This is a genomic window from Shewanella sp. 10N.286.45.A1 (assembly GCF_041470405.1).
Classification (GTDB): Bacteria; Pseudomonadota; Gammaproteobacteria; order Enterobacterales; family Shewanellaceae; genus Shewanella.
In genome coordinates this window covers 1-21,943 of the sequence record NZ_JBFRMK010000140.1, presented here as the reverse complement: position 1 = coordinate 21,943, position 21,943 = coordinate 1, and the positions used below count along the sequence as shown (strand labels likewise).

The 21,943-nt window shown below is 43.7% G+C and carries 20 protein-coding genes; 6 read left to right on the top strand and 14 right to left on the bottom strand.

Annotated elements, in window-relative coordinates; genetic code table 11:
- Positions 1-258 precede the first annotated feature (258 nt).
- The gene (locus AB4238_RS11540) at positions 259-1,569 is read left to right on the top strand and encodes a DsbA family protein (protein WP_372033581.1); all 1,311 of its coding nucleotides are present in this window, start codon (positions 259-261) and stop codon (positions 1,567-1,569) included.
- 72 nt (positions 1,570-1,641) lie between these two features.
- Here the strand turns inward: AB4238_RS11540 and AB4238_RS11535 are convergent, their stop codons facing one another.
- Positions 1,642-1,851: a YheV family putative zinc ribbon protein gene (locus tag AB4238_RS11535; protein ID WP_372033580.1), complete on the bottom strand. Its 210-nt coding sequence runs from the start codon at positions 1,849-1,851 to the stop codon at positions 1,642-1,644.
- Positions 1,852-2,013: 162 nt separating this feature from the next.
- Here AB4238_RS11535 and AB4238_RS11530 point away from each other — a divergent pair, with 162 nt between their 5' ends.
- Both AB4238_RS11530 and AB4238_RS11525 read left to right on the top strand, forming a co-directional pair.
- Positions 2,014-3,924 (top strand): ABC transporter ATP-binding protein, encoded by a 1,911-nt coding sequence (locus AB4238_RS11530; protein WP_372033579.1) that lies wholly within the window; start codon positions 2,014-2,016, stop codon positions 3,922-3,924.
- A 55-nt stretch (positions 3,925-3,979) separates the two neighbouring features.
- Complete coding sequence (locus tag AB4238_RS11525; protein ID WP_372033578.1) at positions 3,980-4,417, top strand: TIGR02444 family protein; 438 nt, start codon at positions 3,980-3,982, stop codon at positions 4,415-4,417.
- 94 nt (positions 4,418-4,511) lie between these two features.
- Here the strand turns inward: AB4238_RS11525 and AB4238_RS11520 are convergent, their stop codons facing one another.
- The 3 genes from AB4238_RS11520 to AB4238_RS11510 are packed head-to-tail and all read right to left on the bottom strand — an operon-like array spanning position 4,512 to position 6,715.
- A complete protein-coding gene (locus AB4238_RS11520) occupies positions 4,512-5,249 on the bottom strand; it encodes a TIGR04219 family outer membrane beta-barrel protein (RefSeq protein WP_372033577.1) in 738 nt (245 codons plus the stop codon).
- A 2-nt stretch (positions 5,250-5,251) separates the two neighbouring features.
- Positions 5,252-6,223: a DUF2333 family protein gene (locus tag AB4238_RS11515; protein ID WP_372033576.1), complete on the bottom strand. Its 972-nt coding sequence runs from the start codon at positions 6,221-6,223 to the stop codon at positions 5,252-5,254.
- Between the two features lie 12 nt (positions 6,224-6,235).
- Positions 6,236-6,715, bottom strand: a complete 480-nt coding sequence (locus AB4238_RS11510) for a copper chaperone PCu(A)C (RefSeq protein WP_372033575.1) — start codon at positions 6,713-6,715, stop codon at positions 6,236-6,238.
- A gap of 35 nt (positions 6,716-6,750) precedes the next feature.
- Between AB4238_RS11510 and AB4238_RS11505 the strand changes: the two genes are divergently transcribed.
- Positions 6,751-7,488 carry an enoyl-CoA hydratase-related protein gene (locus tag AB4238_RS11505; RefSeq protein WP_372033574.1) on the top strand — a complete coding sequence of 246 codons (738 nt, stop codon included), beginning with the start codon at positions 6,751-6,753 and terminating at the stop codon, positions 7,486-7,488.
- Between the two features lie 174 nt (positions 7,489-7,662).
- On the opposite strand, the gene AB4238_RS11500 is transcribed toward AB4238_RS11505, so the two are convergent.
- From AB4238_RS11500 to dusA, 3 genes are all read right to left on the bottom strand, one after another.
- Positions 7,663-7,863 (bottom strand): PspC domain-containing protein, encoded by a 201-nt coding sequence (locus AB4238_RS11500; RefSeq protein WP_220736591.1) that lies wholly within the window; start codon positions 7,861-7,863, stop codon positions 7,663-7,665.
- 225 nt (positions 7,864-8,088) lie between these two features.
- Positions 8,089-8,397 (bottom strand): hypothetical protein, encoded by a 309-nt coding sequence (locus tag AB4238_RS11495; protein ID WP_372033573.1) that lies wholly within the window; start codon positions 8,395-8,397, stop codon positions 8,089-8,091.
- A gap of 224 nt (positions 8,398-8,621) precedes the next feature.
- Positions 8,622-9,605 (bottom strand): tRNA dihydrouridine(20/20a) synthase DusA, encoded by a 984-nt coding sequence (dusA, locus tag AB4238_RS11490; protein WP_372033572.1) that lies wholly within the window; start codon positions 9,603-9,605, stop codon positions 8,622-8,624.
- A 381-nt stretch (positions 9,606-9,986) separates the two neighbouring features.
- Here dusA and AB4238_RS11485 point away from each other — a divergent pair, with 381 nt between their 5' ends.
- Positions 9,987-10,703 (top strand): hypothetical protein, encoded by a 717-nt coding sequence (locus AB4238_RS11485; RefSeq protein ID WP_372033571.1) that lies wholly within the window; start codon positions 9,987-9,989, stop codon positions 10,701-10,703.
- Between the two features lie 7 nt (positions 10,704-10,710).
- Here the strand turns inward: AB4238_RS11485 and AB4238_RS11480 are convergent, their stop codons facing one another.
- The 7 genes from AB4238_RS11480 to dnaB all read right to left on the bottom strand — a co-directional run bounded on the left by AB4238_RS11480 (position 10,711) and on the right by dnaB (position 19,556).
- Positions 10,711-11,151, bottom strand: coding sequence for a hypothetical protein (locus AB4238_RS11480; RefSeq protein ID WP_372033570.1), 441 nt, complete (start codon positions 11,149-11,151; stop codon positions 10,711-10,713).
- Entirely contained in the window at positions 11,151-11,873 is a 723-nt protein-coding gene (locus tag AB4238_RS11475) for a molecular chaperone (RefSeq protein WP_372033569.1), read from the bottom strand. The genes AB4238_RS11480 and AB4238_RS11475 overlap by 1 nt, the downstream gene beginning before the upstream one ends.
- Positions 11,874-11,925: 52 nt before the next feature.
- On the bottom strand, positions 11,926-12,570 hold the full coding sequence (locus tag AB4238_RS11470; RefSeq protein WP_372033568.1) for a DMSO/selenate family reductase complex B subunit: 645 nt from the start codon (positions 12,568-12,570) through the stop codon (positions 11,926-11,928).
- Between the two features lie 11 nt (positions 12,571-12,581).
- On the bottom strand, positions 12,582-15,113 hold the full coding sequence (locus AB4238_RS11465) for a DMSO/selenate family reductase complex A subunit (RefSeq protein ID WP_372033567.1): 2,532 nt from the start codon (positions 15,111-15,113) through the stop codon (positions 12,582-12,584).
- 529 nt (positions 15,114-15,642) lie between these two features.
- On the bottom strand, positions 15,643-16,911 hold the full coding sequence (locus AB4238_RS11460; protein ID WP_372033566.1) for a hypothetical protein: 1,269 nt from the start codon (positions 16,909-16,911) through the stop codon (positions 15,643-15,645).
- 68 nt (positions 16,912-16,979) lie between these two features.
- Complete coding sequence (alr, locus tag AB4238_RS11455) at positions 16,980-18,056, bottom strand: alanine racemase (protein ID WP_372033565.1); 1,077 nt, start codon at positions 18,054-18,056, stop codon at positions 16,980-16,982.
- 93 nt (positions 18,057-18,149) lie between these two features.
- The gene (dnaB, locus tag AB4238_RS11450) at positions 18,150-19,556 is read right to left on the bottom strand and encodes a replicative DNA helicase (RefSeq protein WP_044555628.1); all 1,407 of its coding nucleotides are present in this window, start codon (positions 19,554-19,556) and stop codon (positions 18,150-18,152) included.
- A 124-nt stretch (positions 19,557-19,680) separates the two neighbouring features.
- On the opposite strand from dnaB, the gene AB4238_RS11445 reads away from it, so the two are divergent.
- A complete protein-coding gene (locus AB4238_RS11445) occupies positions 19,681-21,900 on the top strand; it encodes a S46 family peptidase (protein WP_372033564.1) in 2,220 nt (739 codons plus the stop codon).
- The last annotated feature ends 43 nt before the right edge of the window (positions 21,901-21,943 follow it).

Below are 21,943 nucleotides of genomic sequence, written 5' to 3'. Positions count from 1 at the left end.
ATAACAGCTAACCAGTTCAATACAGATGGCGATTATGCCGATTCTCTGCAGCGATAAAATATAGTGACAAAGACCTTTTATACACAAGGCTTAAATTGTCAATGATGAATGCTAACTATTATAGCGCGCTATTGTAGCAGTTATTACAATAGATGCAGCATCCCCACGCGTTTTCAGCAATAAAGATGACGCCCAGCGCTTTACCTTTAACGCTTTGCCGCTTATGTTAAAACTAACTTCTTCAATTAACTCATTATCATGTCAGTTAAAACAGCTGTAATGCCTTATCTTGCACAGTGTTTATCCAGCAATGAGCTGCTTAACAGTAAACGCTATCTTTATGAGCTTAAGCGCAAGCTGCTACGCCAGCCTCACAATCTAAAAGTATTTATTAAAATTGATGATCCTTACAGCTATATTTTATTGCAAATGCTACCGCGGTTACTGGCTCACTATGGCGTATCAATACCACTGAGTTTATCTTTTCATCCGATCAGCTCACATGCTCAGGACGCCTTTCCAGAACCACTGCTTTGGCAAGAGAATGCTGTCAACGACTGTCAGTATTTGGCCAAACTATATGGTTTAAATTTTCCCGACACCGATTTAAGTAACCGTTCACATAAGATAATGGCTATCAAATCGCTATTAGCTTGCGACTCTTCCACCACAGGACTTCAGCAATTCATCACGGTTTTTGAGCAGTTTTGGCAGGGAAAATTCACCCGCAGCAACAACGCTAGCTTGAGTCTCGTAGAGGATGAAATTTTAGCTCGCAATAGTGCATTACTAAAAACCCTTGGTCATTATCAGGCTGGCACCATTTATTATGGCAACGAATGGTATTGGGGTATTGATAGGCTCGCCTATTTAGAACAGCGCTTAATTGCACTAAGCCATCAGAATTTAGCGCCACTATGCACCAAAACCAGGCTCCAACTTAACAGTTCCCTCGCAAGCAAACCCAATCATTGCCAACAGGCCTGCTTAACGCTTTATTTCTCTATACGTAGCCCCTACTCCCATTTAGGCTTAGAGCAAGCTGTAAAACTGACCCAGAAATATCAAATACCCTTAGTCATCAAACCGATACTGCCGATGGTGATGCGTGGCTTAACCGTGCCTAAAGCCAAAAAAATGTATATCTTTCACGACACCACTCGCGAAGCGCGTCGCTTAAATATAGATTATGGCAAAGTCGCTGACCCTTTGGGTAAAGGTGTAGAGAGGTGTTACGCAATATTCGATTATGCAAAGCAGCAAGGAAAAGCAACTGCGTACTTATTAAACTACTCTCGAGCAGTCAATAGCCAAGGTGTGCATAGCCAGACCGATGCAGGCCTTAAGCGTATTGTTGAGCGTAGTGGTTTAGATTGGCAGCATGCCCAAAGCCTGTTAGCGCAAACAAGCTGGCGTCAATGGGCACAACAGAATCTCGATGAGATGCTAGCGCTGGGTCTATGGGGAGTACCGAGCTTTCATTATCAAGATAAGCATCAACAACTTAGTGTCTGGGGACAAGATAGGCTCGCGAGAATAGAGCAGTACCTTAACCCTCAAAACGATTAAAAGCCCTCTGCAATTCATTTTTTAACAGCCATCGCGTGAGCATATTATTTGCGACTAACAACCGCTATTGCCTTACTCCGGATTAAAGACACCTATCACTGCACCAGTGGCTTTCTTAGCCACTTTTTCATCGGTTTGCTGCTCTCGATAATCACACTCAACGCACTCTACCGTTTCAATACCGTTATCTTTAAACAGCACGATAGATTCCTGTGCTTTACACTTTGGGCATTTAGCGCCAGCAACAAATCGTTTCTTCACTTTCTTGGTGGTAGTCGTCATCAATTAGCTCCCTAAGGGTAAATTCGCGGCTATTTTGCCACAAAAGTATAAATAAGCCGATACATAGCCAGAGTTTTTGGCCGTTGGTCATAGCAGTCAGACTAGATTGTAAGCTATTATCCCCAGCAATAATTGCGTTAACTCAGACTCAAGTCGGCATAAATGATCACCATCTCTCAAGCTCAACTCGTTCGCGGGTCTAAAACCCTACTCGACGAAACATCGTTAACCGTTTATCCGGGCCACAAAGTGGGCTTAGTCGGAGCCAACGGTACCGGTAAGTCATCTTTACTTGCACTTATCTTGGGCAAGATCTCATTGGATAAGGGTGACTTTTCCATGCCTGCTGGCTGGCAGACCGCCACTGTAGCCCAAGAAACACCGGCACTAGAAGTAGCCGCCATTGAGTATGTGATTGATGGTGATACCGAATACCGTGAGCTTGAAACGGAGCTACATAAAGCCCAAGAGGTTGATGACGGCCATAAAATCGCTTTGCTACATGGTAAAATTGATGCCATTGGCGGTTACGCCATCCATAGCCGCGCAGCGAGTCTATTAGCAGGTCTTGGCTTTAGCGAAGCGGAGCAGTCAAATCCAGTGAAGAGCTTTTCTGGTGGTTGGCGCATGCGCTTAAACTTAGCCCAAGCATTATTATGCCGCTCTGATCTACTGCTACTCGATGAACCGACCAACCACTTGGATTTAGACACCATGTACTGGTTAGAGGGTTGGATTAAAGCCTACCAAGGCACTTTGATTCTGATCAGTCATGACCGTGACTTTATCGACGGTATTGTCGACGAAATTGTCCATGTCGAAAATTACAAATTAAATTACTACAAAGGCAACTACACCGCCTTTGAACGTGTCCGTGCTGAGCGTATGGCACAGCAACAAGTCGCTTTTGAACGTCAGCAAAAAGAGCGAGCTCACATGCAGTCATTTGTAGACCGCTTTCGCTATAAAGCCAGTAAAGCTAAGCAAGCACAGAGCCGCTTAAAAGCACTTGAACGCATGACAGAGCTTTTGCCATCACAAGCTGACAGCCCGTTTCATATGGCCTTTAGAGAGCCAGAGGCACTGCCTAATCCGTTAGTGACTATGGAGCAAGTCTCTATCGGTTACGGCGAAACTGAAATCCTTAAGAAGGTTCATCTGAACTTAGTACCCGGCGCACGCATCGGTTTGCTGGGTCGAAATGGTGCGGGTAAATCAACCTTAGTCAAACTGCTTTCTGGTGAACTATCGCCAATGAAAGGTATGTACGAAACCAATCCAGGTCTGAATATCGGCTACTTTGCCCAACATCAGTTAGAGTTTCTAAGCTTAGATGATACGCCGTTGCAACACCTTGCTCGCCTTGCTCCTAACGCTAAAGAGCAGGAGCTACGAAACTTTTTAGGTGGCTATGGCTTTAACGGTGATATGGCCGTTGCGCCAGTGCGTCCGTTCTCAGGGGGAGAGAAAGCGCGTCTCGTGTTGGCACTACTGGTTTGGCAACGCCCTAATCTATTACTACTCGATGAACCTACCAACCATTTAGATTTAGAGATGCGTCATGCACTGACGATGGCACTGCAATCATTTGAAGGTGCGATGATTATTGTTTCGCACGATAGGCATTTATTGCGTCTAAGTTGTAGCGATTACTACTTAGTCGACCAAGGTGAAGTGAAGAGCTTTGCAGGTGATCTTGATGACTATCATCAATGGTTACTCGATGCAGCTAAAGCGGCCAATAAAGACGAAGCCGCAGCAACCGCCAAACCCGTTCAAGACAAGAAACAGCAAAAGCGCTTGGAAGCCGAACTTAGGCAAAAGCTGTCACCGATGAAAAAAATCCAAACCAAGTTAGAGAAAGAGCAGCAGAAAGCTAGTGACCGTTTGCAAGAGTTAGAAGATATGCTCGCGGATACTAGCCTCTATGAAGCTGATAACAAGCCTAAGCTCACCCAAGTACTTAATGAACGTACCAAGCTCACTCAAGGCTTAGAAGAAAACGAAATGGAATGGCTCGAAGTTCAAGAACAGATAGAAGAGATTGAACAAAGTGTTCGCGCTTCGGTCTGACTAGACAATATGGATAATGTAAAGGGGGACGCCCCCTTTTCAATGGATAATGAACATGACGTTTCTCAACAAACTTGATGGACAACTTTGGCAAGATTGCGATGATATTTATCTAACGCATCAACAGATGTGCCTAGAGCTTCAAGATAAACATCAAGTAAACGTGAATCTATTGCTGCTGGCGACTTGGCTTGATAAGCAAAGCCATTTTCTCTCGCTGCAGCAGTGGCAAACGCTACAACAAGATACTTTTAATTGGGAATCACGCGTACTTCTTCCCTATCGAAAACTGCGCCGCTTAAGCAAATCGTGTTTAGCTGCAGATGAGTATCAACAGATGCTGGATGTTGAGCTAATGCTAGAGCGTAAATCACAAAAGCTTATCTTACACAGCCTCAATAAACTGTGGTGGCAGGGAGAAATTCGCAACTTAACAAGCTACCTTTCGCTATTTAACTTAAGCGATAAAGACTATGCAGTTTTAGCTAGCTAAGCATTTTTGGACATTTAGCATTAAATACAAAAATGCCAGTCCTAGAGACTGGCATTCAATTAAGTCATGTACTGTTTATAATTTAAAGGCTAGTTTAGAAAACCAGCTCTACACCGGCAAAGTAACCTTTAAATTGCATGTCTGCAGTCACACCGTCAAAACCATTAACATCAAATTTGAAGTCACGGTAACCGGCACGGATCCGGTAATCGAGTGCTGTGCCATCGAAGTTCCAACCTAGACCCACTGAATAATCGTAAACGTTTGACTCGTCTACGCCCATCATAACATCGGCAAAACCATAAAGACCAAGACCCGGTATGCCCACTTGTGCGTCAACATAGCCCATCACAATACCGCTATCGATATCTTTTCTTTCTGGATGGCCAGCGTCAGCTACACGGAATTCACCATGCATAAGCTTGTATGCAGCACCAATATCTAATGCAACGATATCGTTATCTAGAATCTCGTAGTAAAGCACAAAATCAGTATTACTTAGGTCAGTCGTTGCGTTTACATCACCGATGAAATTATGACCATTAAAGTTAAAATCAGCACCAGACATGCTGCCTTTACCTTCTAAGCTATTCTCACGGATCTTAATATTCGGAACCAATGGAATTGGATGCTCAATTGCAACCCAGATACTGCCTTGTGAAGAGTCTTTATAGTTAAACTCTTGCTGCGGCTGGCCTTTTTCTGCAAAAGTACCACTGGTATCAGCTTGCCAGTAATCACCACCCACTTTAAAACCAACAACAGAAGCAGCATGAGCAGAAGTGCCGACTAGAGAGCCTAATAGTGCACACGCTAATAATGTCTTTTTCATAGTTAACCTTGAGTCAATAAGTTAGTTAAATCGATAACCGCGGCATTTGCACGCGAGATATAGTTTGCCATCACCAAAGAGTGATTAGCGACAACCCCAAAGCCTGAACCATTAAGGATCATAGGGCTCCAAACGGATTGCTGAGTTTCTTCGAGTTCACGAATGATTTGTCGCAAACTCACTTGAGCATTCTTTTTCTTTAACACGTCAGCAAAATCAACTTCTACCGCTTTCATGAAATTAAGCAGTGCCCATGTTGCACCACGAGTTTCATAAAACACATCATCAATTTTCCACCAGCTGGTTTTAATCTCTTGTGCTACATAGCCAGGTGTAGATTGTCTTGCCGAACTATCACCAGATAGGTCGGTATTAAGCCTCTCTTGACCAACACTTGCTGAAAGACGTTGTGACATGCTGCCAAGGCGCTTTTGCACCTCTTTTAGCCATTCATTTAGGTTATCTGCTCGCGCATAAAACTGGGCATCAGGATTTTCGGTTGCCATCATGCGGGCGCGATACAGCTTCAATAACTTAACAGCATCACGGTACTCACTTTCAGCACTTGGCACTAACCAACTGGTGTGCTCAATATTGAGTTTTGAGTGCGCCGCCAGTAAGTCTTTATCAGCGGTAGATTGAGACTGAGAACGGCTGAATTCTTTACGCATAATTAATGCTAAATCACGGGCCTGCTCAATGGCACCAAATTCAAATGCTGGCATGTTGTCCATCAGAATTGAAGGCGGTGTGACATCATTCGACAACCAACCTCCCTGCTTGTCTAACAAGGCTTCGACAGTTAAAATTAGCGACGTTGTCGTGGCGTAACCGGTCACTTGGCGACTGCTTTCTTGCTGGTAAACATCTTGTTCAATAACATCCGGCTCGACACTCCACCAAATCGCAATAAGGTAGCCAATCAAAAAGATCACCGCGGCGATACCAACGCCTTTCTTCCATGTCATTTGCATTTGCTGTTACTCCTAATGATGGTGATGATGATGTTCAGACTCTGCAGAGCCGGCCTGTTTTTTTACTGGCAGTGAAATCACTTGCTGCTGGCCATCAGCAAAGCTTAAGGTTAGCTCCACTTTGCTATCTTCAGCTAAAGGCGCATGTAAGCCCAACAGCATTATGTGATTACCTGATTCCGACAAAATCAAACTGCCATGTGAGTCTATGTCAAAGCCATCAACTTGGCGCATTTTTATCATGCCGTTTTCATCGACAAGTGTGTGCAATTGAGCTTCTTTGGCAAATGGAGCTGTAACCGAAACTAGCCGAGTAGCTGGGCCATGGTTTTCTAAAGTGATATAAGCCGCGGTATTGGGCACGCTGGCAGGCATTGCACGAACATAACCATCGGTGAGCATCACCTGTGCAAAAGCCGTCAATGAAAAACAGCTTAACAGAGTGATGTTAAACAGTTGTTTGAATATTTGCTTCAATGTCTTAAACTCCATTTTAAAATCCAATTCGCAACATGAGGACATAACGAATGAGTACGATTCAAGTTAAGGACGATAACGGGGTACGCATTATTACGTTTAACCGTCCTGACAAGCGCAATGCACTTAACCTTCAAATGTATACACAGCTAACAGAATACCTTATCCAAGGTGAATCGGACAATGAAATTCGAGCCTTTATGTTCCGTGGTCAAGCACAATGCTTTACATCTGGTAATGATGTAGCTGACTTTTTGAAAAATAGTAACTTAGGTGTAGAACATCCTGCATTTAGATTCCTTTTTTGCCTACTCGATTTGAAAAAACCAGTGGTTGCTGCAGTCACAGGTGCAGCGGTCGGTATCGGCACAACCTTACTGCTTCATTGCGATTTGGTTTACGCCGACAACACAGCAAAATTTCAGCTGCCCTTTGTCAAACTTGCGTTAGTGCCAGAAGCGGGAGCCAGTCTTTTACTGCCTCAAGTCGTCGGTCACGTAAAAGCCGCAGAGTTACTCATGTTAGGTAACAGTTTCGATGCGAAATCGGCACATCAATATGGATTAATTAATGATGTGATTGCTAATGAAGATATTTTTGAGTTTTCGTTAAACCAAGCGAAGAAGCTTGCTCAGCAACCACCGATTTCATTGCAAACAACTAAGCAGCTTATGCGCTACAACAAAGAAGCGATCAGGGCACAAATGGAGAAAGAGCTAGTAGAGTTTGGTGCTAGACTTGCAAGCGATGAAGCAAAATCTCGTTTCGCTGCATTTTTAAAAAAATAGCTTAGCGGCTGCATATAGGTAAATTTGGCAAAGTATGCTTGGATCAGTATCTCGATTAACAAGCATACTTTTAAATAAAATGGCCAAAATTGTCGCTGTTTAAATTCGCGTAATCACAGCCTTTACCGGCTTTAACTTCCATCGGCACAGACTCTTTTCCTTTCGCTGCGGATATCAGCATTGTTTTTCCCATTTAGGCAACAGCAAGGCGAGCACAAAGTAGATAACTAATCCCATTGCTGGATTACAAAAAACAGCCACGGCGCACACGATACGAGTCCACAAACACGACCATTCAAACTTATCGGCCATTGACGCTGCCACACCACAAACCAATGATGATGGGTCTTTTAACCTGCTAATTAAATCAGCCATTTCAATCTCCCTATTATTTATCTCTGAGCGTTTCTATATTAGAAATTTTACTCATTCAAAACAGTTCTAATAAATCAGTTATTGGTAACAACAGTGCTAAACCAATCACTTGAACTTAATCTTTCAACTTGTGCCACTGCAGCGAACAAACAAGACAAGCAAACATCGCTAAACTAATCACAGGCAGTAAGAGCAAGCCAGCAAACTGAGCAATAAACCACATAATTAGTCCTTAATTAGTGCGCTTGTTACCAGTGGTGTTTCAACCTTTTCAGCAGCCAAGGTATTTGCTTCCAGCTCGTCACTGTTATCCAATTCGAACATCATTTCTGACATTTGAGATTGAATCGAGAGGCTCAATTCAGTTTGTGCTTTAGTAACAAGATCTTGCATTTGAGCACTGATATTTTGCTCAATGTTACTTGCCACTTCCGAGACTAACGATGTCTCAGCTTGAGCAGATAAACTTGCACCTAATAGCGCAACAGTTAATACAGAGGTCTTTACAGTCTTCATAACAATAGAATTAAACATAATGGATTCCTTTTCGAGTTTCGCCTAATTGCATAGAGACTAATACAAGTGGCGTGCCAACTTTCAAAAAACCAACTAAGATACTAAATGTATTAAATTTTATTATTTTTAGACTTGAAATTAAAACGAAAGGACTAAGGAGGAGTATCGAAGGTTAGTGAAACTCACCATGCTCTGGTGAATTTCACTACATATGATCTTTTCGCGGAATAATATAGTGAGAATTAAAGACTAACGACTGCTTTCATCTCTTGTCTAGCCTGGGTTACCACTTCTATACCTGCACCCGCTTTATGTGCATTTTCACTGATATATCGACGCCATACACGTGAACCAACTTCGCCTTGGAATAAACCAATGATATGCCGAGTAACATGATTTAACTTGCCACCCGCTTGCAAATGTTTCTCTATATAAGGAAGTAACTTCTCCAAAACAGCATCTCGGCTCAGTACCGGTTTATCTATACCACATAGCTGCTGATCGACTTCGGCCAATATATAAGGGTTCTGGTACGCTTCACGTCCAACCATGACACCGTCAAGCTGCTCAAGGTGAGTCTTACACTCAGCAAGTGTTTTCACCCCACCATTAATGCTAATGCTAAGATCCGCGTAATCACGCTTCAACTGATATACCCGCTCATAGTCTAGCTCAGGTATTTCACGATTCTCTTTCGGGCTTAAGCCTTGCAGCCAAGCTTTACGAGCATGAATGATAAAATCATTACAACCAACACCTTTTACCGTATCGATAAACTCGGTTAAAAACTCATAGCTGTCTTGTTCATCAATACCAATACGAGTTTTCACTGTCACCGGAATATCAACAACCTGCTTCATGGCATCAACACACTCGGCAACCAATTCAGGCTCTGCCATCAAACAGGCTCCAAAACGACCATTTTGAACACGATCTGACGGGCAACCGACATTAAGATTGATTTCATCATAACCACGCTCAGCGGCAAGTATGGCGCAAGTAGCAAGGTCAGTAGCATTTGAACCTCCTAACTGCAGTGCAACAGGATGCTCCTCTTGGTTATAAGCAAGGTAATCGCCACGACCATGTATGATAGCTCCCGTTGTCACCATTTCGGTGTACAACAACACTTCAGCAGACATCAATCGTGCAAAATAACGATAATGGCGGTCAGTCCAATCAAGCATAGGTGCGATGGAGAAAGTACGATTGAGTTGGGTTTGCATATAATTACCAAATAAACGAAAACAAGAGCCGAGCCGGGCGCGCATTTTACACTGCTCCCCGTCAAAACGACAGTACTACCTTATAGCAATCAGCATAAAGTGTCGCAAGTGAAAGCCGTGCTTTTAAGCTGCTTATTATCCAGTTTATTTACCTGATAGAAGCGTATTAAGACCTCTTGCATTACACCACCCCAGGTTAAGAAAAAGTTTCCCCAAGCTCAACCCTTAACCAATCAAAAACACTCTCCAACAAGCAAATAACAGTTGTAAGGACCAGCATCACAACTTAAAGATCTTAGTAGCAATAACTATTGCAACGCTTGAATTTGCTGGCTAATTTGTAAAAATCCGTTTGTTCCTGAGACAATAAGGTATTGGAAAATGACATTCAAACTACAGAAAAAAAGTTCAGCCGTCTCAGCATGGAAGCCAACAATAAACCAAGAAAAATGCATTCACTTAAAAGGAGGTGATCTGATCCAACTTAACTCTTCGAACAATTGCATTTATAAAGTTTGCTCAGCATTCGATAGCGCTATTGCAACAGGAGATAACCCTATCGCAGTTTTTCAAGAGCTTAACAGTATGGGGAAACCATGTTTTTGGTTGGAGCCGCAAGCAACTAAAATAGATCAACGCTATATTACTCTTGAAAATAATCCCTTAATCAAATTTCATGGCCAATACTTTACCTTAAGCCATAATGCTGGTTCACTGCAGTTACTGCCAATAGCGCAACCTCTTAAGCAATTAAACTCCCTTGATGAGATAAAATTGGCGCTGTCAAAAGCACGAGAAAAGAGTACTGAACAAGCCAAACAACATTATCCTGTCGTTCGCAGTCGAGGTATTAGCATTACAGCACAAGATATTAACGGAGTGCCGATTATAGGCTTTGAAAGGACTCGGTTTACCAGTAAACACCAGCTAGAAAAAGCAATCAATCTTGCCAAAGCTGACAGCCAAATCGAAACGATATGTCTGTCAGGTGGCTATGATGGTCTTAATAGTATTGCTGACCCAAATGCGACCACTTTAGTCAGTCAGTTCTCACTGCCTGTATGGTCTAAATCACTGGGCTACATCAGTATTAATTAATAACTAACTAACACATAGAGCGGTGGCTTTTTGCCTCCGCCCTAGCAAGTGCCTGTAACTGGTTATATAGCTTTATAACCAGTTCAATATTTCCCTGTAACTGAAGACCATCATCCTTATTGGCGAGCTTTTTGGCGAAGCGGTTCGTCAAAGAGACAATCTGTTGCTCACCTTGACTCAAATCAGTGCCCTGAACCTGCTTCACAAACAGCACTCTGAGGCAGACAAATAACGAATTAAACATTAACACATCGCTCATTGGACTGACTTCTAACAGTTCAGGCGCTTCCCCACCCACAACGGCCGCGATAATGTGGCTCGTAGTTTCCAATGAGGTGGCAGCACTAAATAGATCGCGGATTTCATTGTCGGCAACTAAGTGCTTTACAACCTCCTCGGCAAAAGCACTCTTCTTAAATTGTAACCGTGTTGCCGCTATCACACTCATTAGTGTCTACTCTTGATATGCACCGCTGACAAGATATTCAACTCAGTGGTTAATACGTGCAACAGATCTCTTAATAATAATGCCATACCACGGTAAAAATCTGTCTTTGCATTATCAATACTTGCTTGTAAAAAGGGTTCCGACCAAGTCAGTAAATGGTTTGATAATAATAGAGTGAGTATCTGTTTGGTCTCTAAATGCAGACTCTCTTTTGTTGGATCAGACATAACAGTTAATAGCTGTGAAATCACAGACAAAAAGATACCAATATGGTCAGCGGGCTGATTTCTCTCTAGCTGCAACGCGATGCCATGGTCACTATAAAACCGAAGTAACTCATGGGTACTGGTGTCATTAAGCAAGCGCTGCTCTGTCAACCAACAGGAGCCCCAAGGTAAAGCCAATGGCATACTCGCGCCGAAATATAGATCACCATAATCAAGCATTAACTCAGTTAATTTATCATCATTCCAGCTTTCTAAGTAATTTGTAAGACAGCTTACCCCTATACGATAATCTTCACTGTCGGCAAACATATGCCAAGTTTTATTGATCTCATTGTCTGCTAGCAGATCGATAAAGTTTGCACTTGGGTAGGCGAAATAGACGTTATGCAGCAGTTTGGCAATACCAGCAGCTTCTTCAATATCAAAAACAGCAGCAGGCTTTTCACTTTGTGTGTTTGCCATTTGTTTTACAGTGGCTTGTTTTAACTCTGTCATTTTTTACCTCATATCAGATAAACAGGGCGCTCAAGGCGCCCTGTGCTAACGATTATACTTCTCTGCTATTAATAACGGCGCCACCTTTGCCTGCATGACGATTATTTTTAACAATGAGGTTCGGTTTGGTCACACTAAAATCAGGTAACGGCTTAAGGTGTGTATCGCCTTTGCCATATTTAGCTTCTAGATTTTCCATCGTGTCAAAATCAAGCGCATGTAACGGACAAGACTCAGCACAAATTGGCTTTTTACCAAGTTCTAAACGATCAGAACAACCATCACACTTGGTCATTTTCTTACGCTCAGTGTCCATTTGAGGTGCGTCATATGGACATGCTTGGGCACATAGATTACAGCCAATACACTTTTCGTCGTTGGTCTTAACTAAGCCTGTATCTTCCTCTTTATGCATTGCACCTACTGGACACTCGCTCACACAAACAGGTTCGCTACAATGGTTACAGCCAATAGAGGTGTAATGAGTATGAATGTCGTTACTGTAACTACCGTCAGCATTTTCACTGAAACTGCCTCCAACAAATTCGTAAACACGGCGCTGAATAATACCTTCAGGCAGGTCACCACGTGATTTACACGACACATGACAGGTTTTACAACCAGTACATTTAGAGCCATCGAAATAGAACCCGTATTGCACTTGCTCTGTTTCAGTTGTTTGAATTAAATTAGTCATGATCTACTCCCCTACTTAGCCTTTACCTGAACGCGGTTGGTATGTTGCGGATTACCTTTCGCATAAGGCGATGGCTGGTAACGAGTTACCGTATTGATGCAGCCGCCTTCATCGATTGGATTACCATTAGTGTCTAAACGGCTCTTATTTGGCGCATACCAAGCACCTTGCCCAAGCGCGGCAACATTAGGCATGACACGCAGCGTGATCCGCACTGGCACTTCTAAAGTCCCGTACTGATTGGTCACTTGTGTCATATCGCCATCTTTAAGCCCGCGAGCAGCAGCATCTACAGGATTCATCCACACAGCATCTTCAACCGCTTCACGCAGCCAAGGAACATTGTGGTAGCTTGAGTGAGTACGGCCTTTGGTGTGGTATCCAACAAGCTGTAGCGGGAAGTCAGTATCAACATTTTCAGTGCTATCTTCATAACTGCCCCAAGTACGTTGGTACTTTGGTAAAGCTGAAACGTAATCACCTTGTACATCTTTATCGAATGTTCGCTCAACACCAAACTGAGCCATATTGACCGAATACATTTCGATTTTTCCACTTGGAGTGCCAAGCGGCTCACCACCATTAACAAACGAGTCCATTGAAATCACAGGCTCAGGGTTGCTGTAGTGGAAAATACCGATATCTTGTGCTTCTTTAAAGGTCGCAGGCAGCGCAGGAATAGCATTGGCATTATTAGCATTATCCACAGCTTTGCCATAAGCCTCCTCCATCCACTGCTCTTCTGTTTTACCTTCAGTGTATTCAGCTTCTTTACCCATGGCTTTTGCTATTGCTAAGCCCTGTTCAAAGTAGTTACGACACTCAAACATCGGCTCAATACCGCGCATGGCTGTTAAGTAACCTGTGTTACCCGCAGCGTATGATGCTGTTACAAAGTCATCCGTTTCCAACCAACTGGTATCTGGCAGCAGGATATCGGCAAACTTAGCACTTGGTGTCATCCAGCAATCACTGACGACGATAAACTCACACAAGCTCTCATCTTCTAGCGTCTTAGCAGTCAAGCTAGTTTCTGAATGTTGGTTGATTAAAGCATTTGAATTAAGGGCGAAAATAGACTTAACCGGTGTTCTAAGTGGTGTATCTAAATCTTCAAGGCCTCTAATATCATGACTTCTACCAGTCATGTTTTCATGGTTGCGGATCGCTTCTTCCCAGTTATAGAAGCTAATGGTGGTGCCAATTGGATTTGAAAGGCCAGAAATACCTGAAGCACTTAAGCCAGAACGGCCTTGAGATGGCATCGCACCATTTGAAGTCCCTAGACGGCCTACCTGATTAAATACCCATGGCAACATGTAGCATGAACGCATCGCTTGCTCACCGTTAGCATGGCGGTTAACCCCTGCACCCGTGACAATAAATGCATTTTTAGCTGACATGATTTTCTGTGCGATAGACTTAATGGCATCTTCAGAGATCCCACATATGGCCGCAGCCCATTTTGGTGTTTTAGCGCCTTCTGCAACAAACTTACCCACACCCATAATGTAGTCGTGGAAGTTCTCTTCAACATCAACGTACTGGGCAAGCTCTTTCTTATCTGCGTCAGCTTCAAGTGCGACTTTCAACGTTTCTAGTGACGCTTTGTCATAACCAGAAACATGCTTATCCATAAATGCTTGGTCAACATGTCCAGCAGCTATAGCTTCATACATTAGTGCCTCTGCAAAAGCAGAGTCAGTGCCAGGACGAATACCGTGCCACTCATTTTCTTTACCTAAACAAGAGTCGGTATAACGTGGGTCAACCATGATAACTTCACAGCCTGGATTTGCTTTGAGTGCTTCGGAGAAATCACGGCCTTCACCTGAACCCGATTGGCGAATCTCATTCGGGTTGTAACCTATGCCTAAAAACAGGTCTGAATTGACTAAACCATTAAGTGTTGAACCACTGGTACCATAATGCCCAGTTGCAGCAGACGCAAAGTTAAGCTGCTGCCATGAGTAGTTACCTTGGATTTTTAAGTAACCGCCATTTAGGTTCAAAATTCGATTAAACCAGTTTGATGATTTAACCGAGTAATAGGCTCCAGTGCCGTACAGTTTGAGAATTGAATCATTGCCGTACTGCCCTGCAATACGCTGTAATTCACTGGCAATTTCAGCAGCGGCTTCTTCCCAAGTAATAGGGACAAATTTACCTTCACCACGCGTGCCAACGCGCTTCATTGGTTGCTTTAAACGATCAGGGGCATAGGTGCGCTGTTTAAGAGAACGGCCACGGGCACAAGCTCGCACTTGATGCAGTTTGCCCGCTTCATCTTCAATATTGTGGTCAGTCTCAATGTTGGCAATCGAACCATCTTCATTGGTAAATACTTTTACTGGGCAATTCGAGCCACAGTTTACTAAACAAGCACTGTAACCATAGGGAGCGGTTTCATCAGGATCTGGCTCAATAGGAAGCCCTGGTTCAATGGGAGTCCAATCAATAGAGTCATCATCACTACCACAGCCAACCAACACAGCTCCAGCAGTTAGGGCACTGGTTGCTTGCAAAAAAGTACGTCTTTTCATTTTGCGTTACCTCGACATTTAACAACATTGTCACGCCTAAATGGCGCATTTTAAGTGCGTGTTTACCCACACTTTTAATAAGGTAATTGTCTGCTAATTGTTGATAACTTAAAAAGATGACAAGTGAAAATGTGATATTGAAGTGCAGTTTTCCACATAATTCTCAACATTTCGTGAGCAAGTTCGTTAAATGTTTTTCGCTTGTTTAACCTAAGCTAACTAACTTTACTAAGCAGCTCACATTCATCTAACTGACTGTGAGATACAACTTGAAACACTTCAATAAAAACAATAAAAAACAAAAACTTAATTGCGTTACGAAATTAGCAAAAAGCAGATAAAAAGAGAGTGATAATCGCTTTCATTTGGCTTTATATTTAATCGAGTTGCAACTGGCTAGTATAAAGCAACTGTTGCCCAGTCACTTTGAAGCGTTAAAAACGACAAAGACACCTTACGGTGCCTTTGTTCTATTTGTTAGCGCATGCTTCAATCACATCATTCCACTTTCTATATGGAATAACTAGGTCTAAAAAGGTTGATTAACCATCACCCAGAATTGACTATCTTCATTACTGTAAGCTAGCTCAGTACGAACAACCACGTCCTCGACTTCAAAGCGAGCACCAATACCCGCTGACCACTTTAAGTTCTCATGCAGTGCTGCTGCGTCAAACTCATCGGCTACCTGCCCTGCTTCAGCAAATACCACCCACTGCCACCAAGGAATATCGTACAGGTTAAATACCGGCCACTGCTGTAATGGCTGCCATCTTGGTTGAATGCGGTACTCTGCCGAGTACATCACCGCTGAGCGACCCGTAAAGCGTTTACTGGCGTAACCTCTCAGGCGATCAAAACCACCTAAGCTCACTCCAGCAAATGAAGGAGGCCGATGATAGTTATTACCACTCTGCGCATTCCAAGTTGGGGTATCGGCCAAATAAAAGTTAAATGCCATCACCTGTTGCGCAAACCAATCGTTGCTTCCTATAGCAAAGAAAGCGCTCTGCTCAAACTCCCATGTCGTCCAACTATTGCGTTCATCAGAACCAAAGTCTCGGCTCACTTTAAGGCTTGTTTGGCCGCCTTGAGTGCTATTTTTACCGTTATCGCGGTTGTCCCAATCAAGTTCTAGCGCAACGCCTTGCGCTTTTTCAGGTAAGTATTCATAGCCCTGTAACTCACGAGTTTGCACAAACGGACTGACTTTAATACTGGTCACGCCAGAACTCAGTGGGTCCCAACTGATAGGTTCTTTACTTGGGGCCAGGCTACGTGCCGCACCTGCGCTGCCACGCCCCCATGGCAATACATATTTTGCATGCATACGGGTATAGGATTCATCACCAAAGGTGACCACTTTATTGGCCTCCTGATGAGGCGCTGCAGAGTCTAATAGGTAATAAATCCCCTCTTTAAATTGTGCCTGATAAGTTTCAACCGAAAAAAGCCAGCTATCGACTTCAGGGATCTGATAATTATGCGCACTTAAATAGCCAACCCAACTATCGTTTGCACTGTATAAACCGATTCCAAGAATGGAAGCTTGAACCTGCCCCGCATGCTTTATCACGCCTGCAGCGCCTAATGCAGTGCTTAGTGACTCCGATGAGAAGGCAAATGGCACCGCAACAAACTCTGCATCTGCTGTTGTAGCAGGTGCGCTTTCTTGCTCGAATGATGGCTCAGTTATTACCGCAGACGAACTTTGCGGTTTAGTGATAATTGTAGGGCTCGCAAAAGCTAAAGGTTGTAGCGTCAAGGCCACTGCAGAAATGAATAATTGTAATTTCAATTTAAAAAATCTTCACGCAGATGGTAGGCATCCCGCCTCACCAAAAGCGACTTAACTTTATTTATTGCTCAATCTAGGCAAACAGCAACGCGAGGAGTGAGCTTGGTCACGAGCTCATAAGCGATTGTACCAATATGCTCAGCCACCTCTTCAACGGGTAACTCTTTACCCCACAAAACAGCGAGATCGCCCACTTTATCGTTTGCATCGATGCCGAGATCTACCGTCAACATATCCATCGATACTCTACCAACAATCGGCACGATACGACCATTAACCAATACCGGTGTACCAAGCGGTGCATTGCGTGGATAGCCATCACCGTAACCGATAGCAACTACGCCAAGGTTAGTATCTTGCTCTGCGGTCCAAAAGCTACCATAACCCGCACTTTCGCCCGCTTTATGCTCACGAATGGCAATCAGCTGTGAGACGAGCTCCATAGCCGGTTGTAACCCATGTTTAGTTCCGAGATCGCCAAATACTGGAGAGACACCATAAAGTGCTATTCCAGGTCTAATCCAGTCAGCTTGGCTTTGCTGCCAAAACAGAGCGCCAGCAGAATTAGCCAGTGTGCGATCACCGGGAAGATCTTTGGTCAAGGTATCAAATACTCTCTGCTGCTCAGCGGTGCAAGGGTTACTCGGTTCATCGGCACAAGCAAAATGGGTCATCAAATGGATAGGTTTGGCAACATTGTCATTGGCCATTAATCTTTGATAAGTGGCGTCGAACTGCGCTGGCGAAAAGCCAAGGCGGTGCATGCCGCTATCAACTTTTAACCAAACCGTGACTGGCTTAGTTAAATTTATACTTTCCAACATTTCAAGCTGAGACTCATGATGCACTACGGTTTCGATGTCGTGCTCTACCAAAGTGGTTAGATCTCCGATACGGAAAAAACCTTCGAGTAGTAGGAGTTTAGCTGCCACGCCACCAGCTCGTAGCGCCAGTGCTTCTTCAAGGCGCGCTAGGCCAAAACCATCAGCATCACCTAAACACTGGGCGACATTCAACAAGCCATGACCATAGCCATTAGCTTTTACTACCGCCATCACCTTACTTGAAGGTGCTAACTCATGCAGTCGGGCTAAATTATGCTTTAGTGCTTTGCGGCTGATCTCTGCGCGTGGGAATGGTTTCAAAACTAACCTTGCTAATATGTGTTAAAAAGTAAGAGCCTCATTGAGGCTCTATTGTAGTGAATTATTGTTATTAAAATTGGTTATTAACAACAATTAATCTTCTTCAAACTGCGGACCCGCGTAATTGTCAAAACGAGAAAACTGCCCCTGGAAGGTTAAACGAACACGCCCAATAGGGCCGTTACGTTGCTTACCAATAATAATCTCTGCTGTGCCCTTATCCTCAGAGTCATCGTTATACACTTCATCACGGTAAATAAACATGATCAAGTCGGCATCCTGCTCGATTGCGCCCGATTCACGCAAATCCGAGTTAATCGGACGTTTATCAGCACGTTGCTCCAATGAACGGTTAAGCTGAGAGAGTGCAACAACGGGGATCTCTAATTCTTTTGCCAAGGCTTTAAGTGAACGAGAGATCTCTGAGATTTCTAGAGTACGGTTATCTTTTAGCGCAGGTACCTGCATCAACTGAAGGTAATCGATCATGATCATCGATAGGCCACCATACTCACGAGCAACACGTCTAGCACGACTTCGGACTTCAGTTGGCGTTAAGCCTGAGCCGTCATCGATATACATCTTGCCCTGCTCAAGCATAATTCCCATTGTCGAAGAAACGCGTGCCCAATCATCGTCATCAAGTTGTCCGGTACGGATTTTGGTTTGGTCCACTCGCCCAAGTGATGCCAACATACGCATCATGATCTGTTCTGAGGGCATCTCTAAACTAAAAATAAGTACAGGTTTATCCTCATGCAGCGCTGCTTGTTCACACAAGTTCATTGCAAAAGTGGTTTTACCCATCGACGGACGTGCAGCAACAATAATAAGGTCGCCAGATTGGAAACCTGCTGTCATATTATCGAGATCGCCAAACCCACTCGACACACCGGTCACGCCGCTGGTCGGATTATTATAGAGCTCTTCAATCTTATCGACGGTTTTCTCAAGAATGGTTTTAATGCCTTCAGGGCCTTCGTTTGCGTTAGCGCGTTGCTCAGCAATCTTAAAGACTTTGGTCTCGGCTAAATCAAGCAGTTCACTTGAATTACGTCCTTCAGGGTTAAAGCCAGCATCGGCAATTTCGTTAGCGACTTTAATCATGTCACGAACAACGGCACGCTCACGCACAATGTCGGCATAAGAGTGAATGTTACCCGCACTCGGAGTATTTTTGGCTATTTCACCAATGTAAGCAAAACCACCCACATCCTCTAATTGATCTTCAAGCTCTAACTGCTCAGAGACGGTAATCAAATCGATTGGATTACCCGCACTCACCAGTACCTCCATGGCACTGAAAATCATTGAGTGAGCTCGCGAATAGAAATCTTCTTTTACAACAGCCTCTGCGACTCTATCCCACGCGTCAGAATCTAACATCAAGCCACCGAGAACAGATTGTTCAGCTTCGATTGAATGCGGCGGCATTTTCAGCGCATCCATCTGAATATCTCTTGGCTTTTCTTTGGCCTTAAAGGCGCGTTGCTGTGACATTAAATCTCCAAAATTCCAACGATTAAGCAAAATGTGGTATAAAACGGGCTCAAGCAGAGCAGGCAATTAACATCATACGACCTGCAGATAAATAAAACACACAAAAACAATATAAGGAAAGAACATGCGCAATGCATTGATTGCCGCTATCGCTCTCTCTACTGGGGTACTGTCATCCTCAGCAGTTGTGGCTGATGAAGGACAGTGGCAGCCGTATCAAATGCCCTCTATCGCTGACAAACTCAGTGAACGTGGTATTGATATACCGGCAGAGCAACTTGCCGATCTCACTCGCTATCCTATGAATGCTGTTGTCGGCTTGGGCTATTGTACCGCCAGTTTTGTCTCGCCCCAAGGCTTAGTTGTCACAAACCACCATTGTGCCTACCGTGCTATCCAATATAACAGTAAAAAAGAACATAATTACCTTGCTGATGGCTTTTTAGCGACCAGTAAAGACAAAGAGCCGACTGCGGGCCCAAATGAACGCCTCTATATTACAGAAGCTGTTACCAATGTTTCGACACAAGTAAAACAAGATATTGGTAACGATCCACTACTGCGCTATGAAAATATCCAAGCCAATCGTAAAGCACTCATTAAAGAGTGTGAGTCAGATGATAACTACCGTTGTTCAGTGCGTAGTTTCCATAATGGTCTTGAGTATTACCTGATTAAACAACTCATTATTCGTGATGTTCGCTTAGTGTACGCACCACCAGAAAGTGCAGGTGCTTTTGGCGGTGACATCGATAACTACGAGTATCCTCGTCATTCAGCTGATTTTACTTTCCTACGTGCTTACGTTGGTAAAGACGGTAAACCCGCTGTATTTAACCAAGACAACGTACCTTACCAGCCTAAAAGTTACCTTAAAATTAATGCCGATGGTGTTAAAGCTGGTGACGGAGTATTTGTTGCAGGTTATCCCGGTTCAACAAGTCGTTACCGCTTAACCAGTGAACTGGAGTTTGCCAGCGATTGGTTATACCCAACACTTGCGACTCGCTACCAATTGCGCATCGACACCATCGAAGCTATGAGCGCTGCCAATAATGAAGTGAAAATAAAGTACGCGGGGCAGCTCGCCGGTATGGCCAATCGTATGAAGAAGTACAATGGTCTACTTGATGGTTTTAAAGCCACTGATATTGCGGGGATCAAACAAGGCCGCGAAGATGACTTCAAAGCATGGCTAGCAAAAGACAAAACTTACCAATCTTTCCAGACTCAATTTGATGAGTTAGAAACGTTACTGGTTGAGCAACGTAAACAGCGCCAAACACGTTACTACTTTGAAAATGCTCAAAGTAGCGCATTATTGGCAACAGCTAACAAACTTTACCGCCTTGCAAAAGAGAAAGCTAAACCTGATGCAAAGCGTGAGGAAGGCTACCAAGAGCGCGATATGAAGATGTTTAAAGCACGCCTTAAGCGTCTTGATTCAAGCTTTGCAGTGAGTGTAGACAAAACCCTTTGGATGCAAGACTTAGAAGCATATCTGAATCAAGACATTCGTGTTGACGAACTTGATGCCGCGCTGAATGAAGGTGATGTTGAAGCGAGTCTTTCTGACAAACTCGATGGGCTTTATGCACTGACCTCATTAACAGACAAAGATAAGCGACTTGCTTGGATGGATGCTGATGCCGAAGCTTTTGAAACCAGTGCAGATCCTTTCATACGTCTAGCCGTATCTTTATATGACAAGAACATGAGTGGTGAAAAGGCCGCTAAGACTTTAGCTGGTAAATTGTCGATGGCACGACCGGACTATATGAAGGCTGTCATTGCTTACTACAAGTCTAACAACTGGCCTGTATACCCAGATGCCAACGGTACACTGCGGATCACCTACGGCATGGTCGACGGCTACCAATCTAAAGATGCACTCTACAAGCAGCCATTTACACGCTTAGAAGGCATTCCAGCTAAACATACTGGCGTAGAGCCGTTTAATGCCCCGGCAAAGCTATTAAAAGCGATTGAAGAGCAGCGTTACGGCAGTCATAAAGTGACAACCGTATATCAAGACCCAGCGTCTTGGTTATGCCGCCTATTCTCTTGCTTAGATAAGCCAGAGCAATTTAACTCTGTACCCGTTAACTTCTTATCAAGCGTTGATACCACAGGCGGTAACTCTGGATCTCCAGTGTTTAACGGCAAAGGTGAACTTGTGGGGCTTAACTTCGACTCAACTTACGAAGCGATTACCAAAGACTGGTTCTTTAACCCAACAATCACCCGTGCAGTACATGTCGATATCCGCTACATATTGTGGATGATGGATGAAGTCGATCATGCACAGAATTTAATTGAAGAGTTAGATTTAGTTAGAAACTAGAAAGTCTGATGAATGTTAATTGAGGTAATAATACCAATTGCAT